Here is a 13,129-nt window from a genome sequence, read left to right as displayed (position 1 = left end):
CTTATCCCTTTCTTCTGCTTTTCTTATCAATCTGTCAAGGAACATTGCGCGTTTTGCGGGGTGCAAAGGTAACATCCTTTTCTATTCTCACAAGCTTTATCGAATCTTTTTTTGAAAATAAATTTTCCTTTTGATCTAAGTAACTTGCCAGTATTTTAAAGAACTTCTAAACCATTACCTCACTATAATTATATTCTAATTGGTGTTCGGTAAACTTGTTTGCGGGTGCAAAATTACACCCTTTATTCGCTTTTACAAGCTTTTTAATCCCTTTTTTTTATCCTTTTCTTAACTTTTTCTTTAACTAGCTGATATCACGTTTTTTGAAGATCAAAGTTTTTTCTTCTCCACATCTAGATTCAAAAGAAAGGATGACTTTATCTACAAATTTTAGGGGTTCTGCAGCCTTAACTAGTGTAAAATTGCCTTTCCTGTTTATTAAATCTTTAAAAATTCATGCTTTATTGCACTCAGCAATTCACTTTGCGTATTCAAGATAGCATCCCTAACTAGCATTCGAACAAAAAATCCCGTTTAACTCTTTCTTTTCAAACAGAAATCATGCTAAATCATTTCGGTAAACATCATCAAAAAGAACTATTTGCACGATACCTTATATATAAGGAGTACCTATCAATATATTCTCTCCATACTTTTAGAAGATAAATGACGCAAAAGCACTGCAAAACGAATAGTATCAAAAAAGGAACACTGTTGTGCTTCAAAAAAAAAGCACTACTTTGTAACAAAAACCACTATTGACTTACTAACGTATATATGAGTGATAATTTAGAACATTCTTTTGTAATGCAGTTGCAAGAAAATCAGAATATAATCCACAAGATTTGTAGGTTGTATACTAATGGCGATGATGCACACAAGGATTTGTTTCAGGAAATTACGATTCAGTTATGGAAGGCTTTTCCAAAATTCAGAGGTGACAGCAAATTTTCTACTTGGGCGTATCGAGTTGCTTTAAATACAGCAATTACTTTATACCGAAAAACAAAACGATCCATAAACACCATAGAATTTGAAGGACGACAACATTTCCTGAATGACGTGGAATATGATTATGAAGAAGAGGAGCAATTAAAATTAATGTACAAAGCGGTTTACCAGCTGAATGATATTGAAAAAGCATTGATATTTATGTATCTGGAAGATAAGGATTATCAGGAAATATCAGAAACATTAGGAATTAGCGAGGTAAATGCCCGGGTAAAAATGAATAGAATAAAAGGGAAATTAAAAAAAATATTAAATCCGTAAGGAATATGAAAGAGCTGGATTTATTAAAAAAAGACTGGCAGAAGAATGATAATTCTTTTGCGCAAGTATCCGAAACCGAGATTTACAAAATGATTCATAGAAAATCGTCTTCGATTGTGAAATGGATATTTATTATTAGCATCATTGAATTTATAGTGTTAAACACTTTAAGTTTTTTGCTGCCTGATGATAAAATAAGTAAATCTGAATCCATTGAAATTTTCATAACTGTATTAGATTATTTAAGTTACAGTGTAGCATTATTCTTCATGTACTTATTCTATAAAAATTATCGTTCTATTTCAGTCACTTCGAATACTAAAAAACTGATGGAATGCATTTTAAATACCCGGAAAACTGTCCGATACTACATAGGATATAATTTGTTACTTGTGTTTTTTGTTGCTGTACTTTTACTATCCTATGAAATTCAAATTAAGTCTGCAACGACCAATGACGATGGAGTAAGAATATTTTTTACTTGTATTATTATGCTATTGTTTATCCTTATTTTAGTAGGTATGGTATGGCTGTTTTATCAATTGATTTATGGAATTTTACTAAAAAAATTGAATAGAAATTATGCAGAATTAAAGAAAATTGATTTATAAAAAAAGAGGCTTTTGCCTCTTTTTTTAATATTCCCATTTTCTAAATTTATTCAACTCTTCTTGCTCTCTAATATCTTCAGCAGGAATAACTTTAAGGAACGAAGGATGCTGCTCAATAGCAAATTCTACTTTTTTGACTATCTCATCAACTGTATCATTATCATAATCAATATCTAAAGGCTCTTTGATAATGAACGATTGCAGAATTCCTTTCTTTTTCATCCGAAACCCTTTTTTATCAAATGAACGACGAAACCCATCTATAACAATAGGCACCACAATAGGCCTGTGTTGTTTGATAATATGAGCCGTTCCTTTACGAACTGGTTTAAAAGATTTTGTTGTTCCTTGCGGAAAAGTAATTACCCATCCGTCATTTAAGGCTGTTTTTATGTTTTCAGTATCATCTGGGTTAATTTCTTTTTTCTCTTGGACATCAACTCCTTTAGCACGCCAAGTCCGCTCTACAGAAATTGCTCCGGCATACGCCATAATTCTTGGTAACAATCCCGCCTGCATGGTTTCTTTGGCAGCAACATAATAAATATTCATTTTGGGTTGCCACAGATAGCAAACATTCTTGATAGTATCTTCTCGTCCGCTCAAACTTGCGTTAAAAACATGAAACATAGCTACTACATCTGCAAAATAAGTTTGATGATTGGAAATAAACAGCACGTTAGTGTCCGGTAAATTTCTGATAATTTCTGACCCTTCAATTTGCAATTCATTGAATCCTCTATAGCGTCTGTGAGTCACGACGCCAAAAATCCGAATTAACCATTTTTTTATAAATAATACATGACCAAAAGGATTTCTCTTAAATAATCCCATAAAATTGTGTGTGTTTTTTTTTAAATTCTAAATACAAACTTACGAAAATTATATTTGAAGTTGAGTACTGAAGTACACAGAAAAAAATTGAACATGACAGCCAATTAATTGCTCTTTTCAATTCCTAAACAAAACTATTTTAGCGTAAAACTTCCTTTAACACATCTTTCAATTCGCTCAACATCATCGCTGTAGCTCCCCAAATAATGTGTTCTTCAATTTTGAAAGCCGGTACATTTATATCATTCGCATAAGAAGTTGACAATTTTGCTTCAATTACAATTGCATCGCTTAAAAAAGTTGACAACGGTATTTCGATAATACTGGCTACTTCAGCAGGTTCCAGTACAAATACAAGTTCTTCTTTACTAATTCCCAAAAAAGGATACACCATAAAATTACTTGGAGGAATATAAATTTGAGTAAATGGTTTAATAATTTCAATTTTATCTGGATGGATCCCTACTTCTTCATGTGTTTCACGTAAGGCTGTAATTGCATAATTCCCATCCTGTAATTCATACTTGCCTCCTGGAAATGCAATTTGTGCTGAATGAACTCCTTTATACGAGTTTCTCACAATTAAAACGAAATGAGCACTGTCTTTTTTAGGATAAAAAAGCATCATCACTGCTGCTATTCTTGGATTTTTAGCCTCTATAGTACTCTTTTTCAAGCTTTCCAATCGCTCTAGTGGCGCCATTTTGATATGTGCGTCAAATGCAGGAAGCCCAGCATTAATTAATTTAGGAACAAACCGTAAAAATTCTTGAAAATCCATAATCAAAGTCTATTTTTGTACACTGAAATTTAATATAAATATAGTTTAGAAAATGTGCTTGAGCAAATTTTCCAGGATCAAAAAGCCCCTAAAATGTACAGTAAAGAAGAGACCCAAAGATTAAAGAGAGAATTCTGGATTGCATTTGCAGAAAAATATCCCAGAAAATGGGTCTTATATGATACTAAGATTAAAGATTTCTCCTTTAAATTTTACGTAGACAATAAAAAAGCGCAAGTTTTAATAGATATTGAACATCGAAGTGACGAAAAAAGAATGGCTTATTTTGAAAAATTCGAAGCGTTAAAAAACATTCTTGAAGAAGAATTTATCAAAGATTTGATTTTTGAAAAAGACTACACTCTGGAAAGCGGAAAAACAATTAGCCGCATTTGGGTTGAAAAACTGGGTGTGGGAGTTAGCAATAAAAACTATTGGAATGAAATCTTTGATTTTTACAACGAAAAGATGAATGCTGTAGAATTATTTTATTTAGAATATGATGGTTTCATCAAAGACATCGAAAAGCTTTAAAGGAACAAAATCTAATACGATAATTCACTATTTACATATTGAAAATATTATAAACTATTATCCGATTGTCATAATTGATATAGAGCTGTTTCCTGTTATTTTGTTTTTTTCTGGTTATGATTGAGACGGTACAATCGACCCCTTCATTGTCTTTACAGGTAAATGAATACACAATATCAGTCTCATTTTCTTCGATGGGTTGATACTCGATTATTTCAAATAATTGAATGATTTGAGAATAAACTACAATCCTGTTTTTATCCGTATCCAAAGTAACACGGAGATTGACCAGCTGTAAATCTGACCACTTATCCCCTTTTTCTTTTTTTTCTAAAACACTAAATCCTGATGTTTTAAACGTATAGCTTTGTCCATAAGAAGTATGCAACCCTATGACCAAAAAAAACAATATCTTGTATATTTTTGTCTTTGTCATTGTTTAAAAATTGAAATTCAACACTTCCATTTTTGCCAATTCAAAATCGGATATCATTTCCTGAACAATTTCTCCCGCTGGCTTTATTGCGTGAATAATACCTGCTATTTGACCAATTTCTAATTCTCCTTCAATTACATCACCCTCAAACATCCCGCGTTTTGCTCTAGCTCTTCCTAATAAGGTAACAATTTCCTCTTTTGTAGGGCCACTTTCATACAAATGCTGTACGTCTTGATAGAATTTATTTTTAATCAATCGTACCGGAGCCAGTTCTTTTAAAGTCAATTGTGTATCGCCTTCCTTCACCTTTACGATGATTTCCTTAAAATTATCATGAGCGGATGATTCGATAGACGCTGCAAATCTGCTTCCAACCTGAACGCCATCTGCACCAAGAACCATTACGGCTAACATTGTATGGCCTGTGGCAATTCCGCCGGCAGCAATCAACGGAATCTTTATTTTTTCTTTAACCATAGGGATCAACGCAAGGGTCGTAGTTTCTTCTCTCCCATTATGTCCTCCAGCTTCAAAACCTTCGGCAACAACGGCATCGACACCCGCATCTTGTGCTTTTAACGCAAATACAGAACTGCTGACTACATGCACTACCGTTATGCCATTTTTTTTTAAATATGAAGTCCACGTTTTAGGGTTTCCTGCTGATGTAAAAACAATTTTTACTTCTTCTTCAACAATAATTTTCATTATTTCTTCAATGTTTGGATACAACATAGGAACATTTACTCCAAAAGGTTTTGAAGTCGCTTTTTTACATTTCTGAATGTGTTCTCTCAAAACTTCAGGATACATGGAGCCTGCTCCAATTAATCCTAAACCTCCGGCATTACTGACGGCACTTGCTAATTTATATCCGCTGTTCCAAATCATTCCACCTTGAATGATTGGGTATTTTATTTTGAAAAGGGCTGTAATTTTGTTCATGTGCTCCTACTGTATTATTGTTTCATTATTTTTCCCGTTTTAGAAAAACCAACGGATTCCATTTTATAAAAGTACATTCCTTTCTCCAATGTTTTTAAGGAAATAGTTGCGGATTGAGGAGTTACTTTTTGTTCTAAAATTTTTTGGCCTAAAAGAGTATAAATAAAAACGGTACCCATTTCAAATTTTGAAGGTAAAGAAACCGAAACAAAATCGCTTGTCGGATTGGGATAAATAATAAAATCATCTTTCGAAAAAGAAGCTATGGACAATTGATTGCTTAGCGCCAAATTAAAATCGGGGATTCCATATCCGTACTGATTATTTGGTACTGAAAATTTATCGGATGATTTGAGTACTAATTCTCTAATTTCCCTATTAGTTTTTTTAGGAAATGCCTGCCACAAACACGCTACCATTCCTGCCATAATTGGACTGGAAAAAGAAGTTCCGCTTGCCGTTACAATATTTCCAGCTTCATCTGAAACTACTGCTGCTTGTCCTTGTGCCATTACATCCGGTTTTATTCTTTCGTCAAAAGAAGGACCTATTGAACTGAAAGAAGTTATTACTTCAGAGGAATTTACTGCACCAACTGCAATTACTGAAACAGCATCTGCCGGAACAGCAATATGAGGATTTGAGGAACTTCCTGAATTACCGGCCGATGTCACTAAAACCATTCCTCGGCTAAATGCAATTTCAGCTCCGCGAGACATAAATGCAGTTTTGCCATTCATTTCGGCATACGTATGATTGTAGGCCTGATTATCAAAATCAAAATAACCCAAAGAGGTATTAATAATATCGACCCCTAAACTATCTGCATTTTCTGTTGCTTCAACCCAAAGTGATTCTTCCACAGGATTTTCAAAAGTATTATCTTCCGTAATAAATAAATAATAAGAGGCGTCAGGTGCCGTTCCTACAAGAGCATTTTCTTTATAACCGCCCATTGTAGAAAGCACAGAAGTTCCATGAAAAGAACCGGTATAAAATTCAGGATCTCTCAAAACATAATTATACCCACCCAAAATTTGGTTATTTACTCTCAATCGTTGAAAGGGTGGTGTCGTATTTACACCCGGAAATCCGGCATCCATAACGGCAATTATTTTTCCTGATCCAGTATAATTCTGCTGGTGCAACAGGTGCCCATTGAGCATCTGTATTTGAGTTGAAGAAGATCCGTAAGCGTAATCAATTTTGGTTTTACTAGTCTTCTCCTCTTTTTTTACCTTAATTGATTTTGCGGTTTTACCTTTTTGATTTAACGATTTGTCTGCAAAATCAACTTTATCTACAAAAGAAAATAGGGCTAATGACTGTATCGCTACCTGTTCTCCTCTAACATGAATGGCATTCATCCATTTAGATTTTGCCATAACAGTAATTCCAGATGTAGATTTTACTTGATTAACATAGGAAGCTTCTACCGGAATATCTTTAAAATCTAAGGCAATATTTTGATTGGATCTTCTGTCCAATGCTCTTTGAGAAAGCATTTTCAGTGGTGAATCAACATAGAATTGAGAATTGGGCTTCGCATTAAAATACACCCAAGCATCCTGTTGTGAAAAACCCACAGTAGTAATGAATAGAAAAAAGAATAAATAGAATTTTCTCATAGGTAACTATATTGCTAAGATATAAAGATATAGCTTCCAATGAAATTAAATGGCAATTGAAACTACGGTTTTTCTTGAAATCATACTAAAATAAAGTACTAAACTAAGAAATAACTCCTGAACCAACTAATTCATCCCCTAAATACCACGCGGCAAATTGTCCTTCGGTTATTGCCGACTGCGGTTCGTTAAAGTCCACGTACATTTCATTTTCAAACTGATACAAAGTAGCCCTTTGCAACGGTTGCCTGTAGCGTATTCTTGCCATCACCTCCATCGTTCCTCCATTGGCCAAAGCCAAATCTTTACGAATCCAATGTACTTCTTCTTTTTCAATACGCAATGCTTTCTTGAATAATCCGGGATGTTGACTTGATAATCCGGTATATATCGTATTGGTTTCTACATTCGTGGCTATAATAAACAAGGGATCCGTTGTGCCTCCTACATTTAATCCTTTTCGTTGTCCAATAGTAAAATAATGAGCCCCTTGATGTTTCCCCACTATTTTCCCCATTTGTGGCGTGTACGGAATTTTTCTTGCTGCTGATTTTAAATCCGCTTCTACACTTAGGCCTACATGATTTTCAGCACTGTAAACAGGATCATTTTTATCTATTTGGATAATAATTCCGTCTTTGGGTTGCAATTTTTGTTGTAAAAATTCAGGCAAACGCACTTTTCCAATAAAACACAAGCCTTGTGAGTCTTTCTTTTCGGCAGTTATCAATTCCATTTGGGCAGCAATTTCACGTACTTCCGGTTTAGTTAATTCGCCAATGGGAAATAAGGATTTTGCCAATTGCTCTTGGGATAATTGACACAAGAAATAGGATTGATCTTTATTGGTATCAGCACCGGCTTTCAGTTGATACACGGTTTCGCCATTCACTTTGATTTCACTTTTTTGACAATAATGCCCCGTTGCAACATAATCAGCACCAAGACTCAAAGCAATTTTCATGAAAACTTCAAATTTTATTTCCCGATTACAAAGCACATCGGGATTTGGAGTACGTCCTTTTTCATATTCATTGAACATGTAGTCTACGATTTTTTCTTGGTATTCAACACTTAAATCTACTGTTTGAAATGGAATTCCAAGTTTTTCGGCAACTAACAATGCATCATTACTGTCCTCCAGCCATGGGCATTCATTAGAAATAGTGACTGAATCGTCATGCCAATTCTTCATAAAAAGACCAATAACTTCATACCCTTGTTGCTGCAACAAATAAGCAGCAACACTTGAATCTACTCCTCCGGAAAGTCCTACAACTACACGCTTCATCTTCAAAAAATTAAAATTTTATAAGGGTGCAAAGTTACAAAAAGATTTACAACAGTAATGGCTAACGATACCGTTAATTGTTTTTTGATTTTGTGGCATTTTCTGTAAAGCTCATATTGATTTCTTTGACTACTTTTCCTTTTTCAAAAAACTGCCATATACCCGCTTTCTTTCCATTTACAAAGTGTCCTTTAGAGACTGTATTCCCGTTGGAATCTCTAAAGATTGCTAAACCGTTATAAAGGTCGTTCTTGAAAGCAGACTCTTCCAACACGATTCCTTTTTCAGTATATTTTTTATAAAAGCCATTTTTTAAATTATTTATATAATTGATTTCTTCGGCAATTTTTCCACTTAAATAAAATACGGTACGCAAACCTTCAAGTTTTCCTTTACTATAGTGTTCCGTTGTCATTATATTTTTTGAGGCCAAATGGTAATAGTTCCATTGACCCTCAAATACTTTATTGATCACTTTTCCTTCACTTACTTTATTCTTGTTTTGGTCGTAAAAAATAGTAAACGCTGCATTGTCTTTTGGATTAAATTCTCGAGTTGCAATTAGCGATTTTGCTCTGGTATCATCAAAAAAATTAAAAATACCAATTTCTTTTCCGTGCTCAAAAGTTCCTTCATATCTAGGTCGTTTTGAGGTTTCATATACACCTTTCCACACTCCGTGTTTTTTCCCTTTTGCATCTAATACATTAAAATCAGTTTGTGCATAAAGAAAAAACACATTCAAAAACATCAAAACCAATATTCTTTTTTTGTAATATGTTTTCATAATTACTTTTTTTAGTACCGAATTCAGGTCACTTAAATTAATCTAATAAAAAAGCTCTCAATATTTGAGAGCTTTTTTTATGCATTATTTTTTCTTTTGTTGTGCTTTTTGAGCTTCGGCTTGTTCCATCACTTCTTGCAGTTTTTTCTGGAATTTACCTTGCTTTTTGGGCTCTTTCAATTTATTCTCTTGAATTTGAGTATGAATCTTATCACTATCGATAAAGTATCGTTTGATGACAATCATAATTCCAATGGTAATCAAATTCGAAATAAAGTTATACAAACTCAATCCCGCACCATAACTATTAAAAAAAAACAACATCATGATTGGCGACACGTATATCATAATTTTCATCATTTTTGCCATATCCGGCATTCCTTCTTGTTGTGGAGCAGCCATTTGCTGGTCTCCAGAAGTCATTTTCATGTAAAAGAAAATAGCAATCGAAGCCAGAATAGGAAACAAACTGATGTGATTTCCGTAAAACGGAATATAGAAAGGCAAACGGATTACTTCATCAAAAGACGATAAATCATCCGCCCAAAGGAAACTTTTTTGTCTTAACTCAAATGCCGATGGGAAAAACTGAAACGAAGCATACATAAATGGCAGCTGAATCAATGCTGGAATACAACCTGCCATAGGATTTACTCCCGCTTTGTTATACAACTTCATTGTTTCCTGTTGTTTCTTCATAGGGTCTTTTTTGAATTTTTCACCCAATTCTGTTATTTCAGGACGCAATACTTTCATCTTAGCCTGTGACAAGAACGATTTAAAAGTAATCGGCGACATTGCTATTTTTATCAAAATTGTAAAAATAATTATCGCAATTCCATAAGAAATATAAGAACTTAAAAAGGCAAATAATGGAATAAAGATAAACTTATTGATCCACCCAAAAATTCCCCAACCCAGTGAAATAATTTTTTCCAGATTTTGATCGTATGAGTGTAATGTCTTATAATCTGTTGGACCAAAATACCAACTCATTTTGTGATCTAATTCACCATTGGTAAATGCTAATGGGATGTTAGCATTAAATTGTTTTGTAAAAGTAGTATCCACTTTGTCATCCAGCACTAAATTTGTTGATTTTAATTTAGCCGTTTCGAAAGGGGTTTGCGTTAAAAGAATCGTTGAGAAAAAATGCTGTTTGAAAGCTACAAAAGTGGCTTTATCTAAGTCAGATTCTTCCGTCTGACCCAATCCTGCGTAATCTATTTTTCCGTCTTCATGTTCAAAATAGATTTCAGTATACCGGTTTTCATACGAAACACTTTTCTCGTTTCGGTAGGTTTTTAAATCCCACTCTAAATCTACTGGTTTGGCGGTATTCAAGACTTTATTCAATCCTTGGGAACGAATGTCAAAACCAATCATATATTCGTTTGGTTTCAACACGTATTTGTATTCCAAGAATTCATTAGCTCCCGCTTTCAATTTCATGGATAATATTTGATCTGCTCCAACTTTTGTCAAGGTCGGTTCAAAATACAAGTCTTTTGAATTTAAAGTACGGTTATCACTAGTCAGCAATTGTACATTTAAATTGGCATTATTGTCTTTGATCAATTGCACTAATTGTCCTGAACCTTTCTTGAATTTTTCAAATTTTTTCAAAGTAGCCTCCACAATATAGCCTCCTTTATTGGCTATTTTTAGCATAACCAATTCGTTTTCAATAGTTGTAAAGCCTGCTTTTGCTGAAGGTAATGTTGCAGAATAGGCAAAATTCCCTAAGGTTTTTTGCAACTGCGCCAGTTGAGTTGAATCTCCGGTTGCAGCAACCTCAATTGTTGCTTTTGCAACCGTTTTAGCTTCTAACTCTTTCGCTTTAGCTTCCTGAATCACCAATTCTTTTTGTGCTTTTTCAGCGGCAATTACTTTCTCATCAGGTTGATTTTGATACATGATAAAAATCAAAATACCAAAAATTAATACAAAACCTATGATCGAATTGAGGTCAAATTTTTTTTGTTCCATTATAATTAAAAAAAGTTATAAATTTTAGGTTTACTGAAACCCAATCGTTTTCAGTTATTTTTTCTTTGCCTGAACGGCTGCTGCCACAAAATTCACAAAAATAGGATGCGGATTTGCAACCGTACTCTTGTATTCCGGATGGTATTGCACGCCAATAAAAAACGGATGATCTTCTATTTCTATAATTTCTACCAATCCCGTATCAGGGTTTACGCCTGAAGCCATCAATCCGGCATTTTCTAATGGAGCAACGTATTTACTGTTGTACTCATAGCGGTGACGGTGGCGTTCTGAAATGGTTTCTTTTCCGTAAATTTTATAGGCTAATGTATCTTTTTTGATGTCGCATTTCCATGCACCAAGACGCATTGTTCCGCCCTTATCCGTGATAGTTTTTTGCTCTTCCATGAGGTTTACTACCGGATAAGCGGTGTGTTCATTCATTTCAGTTGAATTAGCATCTTTATAACCCAACATATTTCTTGAATATTCTATGATGCCCATTTGCATCCCCAAACAAATTCCGAAAAACGGCACTTTATTCTCACGGGCATATTGCACTGCTGCAATTTTTCCTTCAATTCCTCTTTCTCCAAAACCTGGAGCAACCAGAATTCCGTCTAAACCTGAGAATTTTTCCTGTATATTATTTGCATCAATGTGTTCTGAATGAATCGAAATCACATTTACCTTTGTTTCATTAGCTGCACCGGCATGGATAAATGCTTCCAAAATAGATTTGTAGCAATCCTGCATTTCTACATATTTTCCTATCAAACCTATATTCACGGTATGCTTTGGATTTTTTAATCGGCGTAAAAAAGTATTCCAGTTTTTTAAATCCGGAGCCGCTTTTTTAGGTAAATCTAATTTTTTTAACGCCACAACATCAAGTCCTTCTTCCAGCATTAGATTCGGCACTTCATAAATCGTGGAAGCATCAATAGACTGAATAACAGCTTCTCTTTTTACATTACAAAACAAAGCCAGTTTATTGCGTAATTCTTCAGAAATTTCGTGTTCCGTTCTGCACACTAAAATATCTGCTTTTATTCCGCTTTCCATCAAGGTTTTTACGGAATGCTGGGTTGGTTTTGTTTTCAACTCTCCCGCGGCAGCTAAATAAGGAACCAGAGTAAGGTGAATTACAATCCCATTATGCTCTCCTAATTCCCAAACTAATTGACGAACAGATTCTATGTAAGGTAAGGATTCAATGTCTCCTACTGTACCCCCAATTTCAGTGATGACAATATCATAATCGCCGGAATTTCCAAGCAACTGCATTCTTTCCTTGATTTCATTGGTGATATGAGGAACTACTTGTACTGTTTTTCCTAAAAACTCACCTCTTCTTTCCTTTTCAATAACCGAAAGATAAATTCTTCCTGTAGTCACATTATTCGCCTGAGAAGTAGGAACATTCAAAAAACGCTCGTAATGCCCTAAATCCAAATCCGTTTCGGCACCATCATCAGTCACATAACATTCTCCATGTTCATAAGGATTTAATGTCCCTGGATCTACATTAATGTATGGGTCAAACTTTTGGATGGTTGTACGGTATCCTCTAGCTTGTAACAATTTTGCCAAAGATGCTGCAATGATTCCTTTCCCTAAAGAAGAAGTCACACCGCCAGTAACAAAAATATATTTCGTTTGATTCATTCTGTTGTTATTTGTATTGTAGTTGTGTAAAAAACGTGGCAAAAGTACAATTATAAATTGTCAAATTGAAAATTAAATCGGTTTTGGGTACCGTTTTTTTATATTTCGAATTAACTCTTCCAGACCATTGAGTTTCAATTCATAAATTAATTTCAGTTGTTCCCCTAGTTCCCCTTTAGGAAACCCTTTATTGCTATACCAAACAATATAGTATTCCGGGATATCGATAAGAAACCAGCCTTCGTATTTACCAAAAGGCATTTTAGTATGGGCTAGCTTGATGAGTTGTTTTTGGTTTTGATCCATTTTATAATAAAAAAGAAGCAAGAGACAGGAAAACAAGAAGAAAT

General features: G+C 34.2%; 13 protein-coding genes. 3 read left to right on the top strand and 10 right to left on the bottom strand.

Annotation, left to right across the window (positions count from 1 at the left end; translation table 11 throughout):
- The first annotated feature begins 777 nt into the window (after positions 1-777).
- The gene (locus EKL98_RS05095; protein ID WP_126463278.1) at positions 778-1,272 is read left to right on the top strand and encodes an RNA polymerase sigma factor; all 495 of its coding nucleotides are present in this window, start codon (positions 778-780) and stop codon (positions 1,270-1,272) included.
- Positions 1,273-1,277: 5 nt separating this feature from the next.
- Positions 1,278-1,883 carry a hypothetical protein gene (locus tag EKL98_RS05090; protein WP_126463276.1) on the top strand — a complete coding sequence of 202 codons (606 nt, stop codon included), beginning with the start codon at positions 1,278-1,280 and terminating at the stop codon, positions 1,881-1,883.
- 24 nt (positions 1,884-1,907) lie between these two features.
- On the opposite strand, the gene EKL98_RS05085 is transcribed toward EKL98_RS05090, so the two are convergent.
- Positions 1,908-2,717: a lysophospholipid acyltransferase family protein gene (locus tag EKL98_RS05085; RefSeq protein WP_126463274.1), complete on the bottom strand. Its 810-nt coding sequence runs from the start codon at positions 2,715-2,717 to the stop codon at positions 1,908-1,910.
- Between the two features lie 139 nt (positions 2,718-2,856).
- Positions 2,857-3,498, bottom strand: coding sequence for an NUDIX hydrolase (locus EKL98_RS05080; RefSeq protein WP_126463272.1), 642 nt, complete (start codon positions 3,496-3,498; stop codon positions 2,857-2,859).
- 93 nt (positions 3,499-3,591) lie between these two features.
- Here EKL98_RS05080 and EKL98_RS05075 point away from each other — a divergent pair, with 93 nt between their 5' ends.
- Entirely contained in the window at positions 3,592-4,032 is a 441-nt protein-coding gene (locus tag EKL98_RS05075; RefSeq protein WP_126456341.1) for a DUF4268 domain-containing protein, read from the top strand.
- Positions 4,033-4,063: 31 nt separating this feature from the next.
- On the opposite strand, the gene EKL98_RS05070 is transcribed toward EKL98_RS05075, so the two are convergent.
- From EKL98_RS05070 to EKL98_RS05035, 8 genes are all read right to left on the bottom strand, one after another.
- Positions 4,064-4,468, bottom strand: coding sequence for a hypothetical protein (locus EKL98_RS05070; RefSeq protein ID WP_126556195.1), 405 nt, complete (start codon positions 4,466-4,468; stop codon positions 4,064-4,066).
- A gap of 3 nt (positions 4,469-4,471) precedes the next feature.
- On the bottom strand, positions 4,472-5,416 hold the full coding sequence (locus EKL98_RS05065) for an NAD(P)H-dependent flavin oxidoreductase (RefSeq protein ID WP_126561700.1): 945 nt from the start codon (positions 5,414-5,416) through the stop codon (positions 4,472-4,474).
- Positions 5,417-5,430: 14 nt separating this feature from the next.
- Positions 5,431-7,044 (bottom strand): S8 family peptidase, encoded by a 1,614-nt coding sequence (locus EKL98_RS05060; RefSeq protein WP_126561699.1) that lies wholly within the window; start codon positions 7,042-7,044, stop codon positions 5,431-5,433.
- A 103-nt stretch (positions 7,045-7,147) separates the two neighbouring features.
- Complete coding sequence (mnmA, locus tag EKL98_RS05055) at positions 7,148-8,335, bottom strand: tRNA 2-thiouridine(34) synthase MnmA (protein WP_126561698.1); 1,188 nt, start codon at positions 8,333-8,335, stop codon at positions 7,148-7,150.
- A 73-nt stretch (positions 8,336-8,408) separates the two neighbouring features.
- Entirely contained in the window at positions 8,409-9,122 is a 714-nt protein-coding gene (locus tag EKL98_RS05050) for a toxin-antitoxin system YwqK family antitoxin (protein WP_233589363.1), read from the bottom strand.
- 84 nt (positions 9,123-9,206) lie between these two features.
- On the bottom strand, positions 9,207-11,111 hold the full coding sequence (gene yidC / locus EKL98_RS05045) for a membrane protein insertase YidC (RefSeq protein ID WP_126463262.1): 1,905 nt from the start codon (positions 11,109-11,111) through the stop codon (positions 9,207-9,209).
- Positions 11,112-11,165: 54 nt separating this feature from the next.
- Positions 11,166-12,779, bottom strand: coding sequence for a CTP synthase (locus EKL98_RS05040; RefSeq protein ID WP_126561697.1), 1,614 nt, complete (start codon positions 12,777-12,779; stop codon positions 11,166-11,168).
- A gap of 72 nt (positions 12,780-12,851) precedes the next feature.
- Positions 12,852-13,085: a DUF3820 family protein gene (locus EKL98_RS05035; protein WP_066082415.1), complete on the bottom strand. Its 234-nt coding sequence runs from the start codon at positions 13,083-13,085 to the stop codon at positions 12,852-12,854.
- Positions 13,086-13,129: the final 44 nt, after the last annotated feature.

The organism is Flavobacterium bomense, from assembly GCF_003970355.1.
This window is presented reverse-complemented; position numbering and strand designations above follow the sequence as displayed.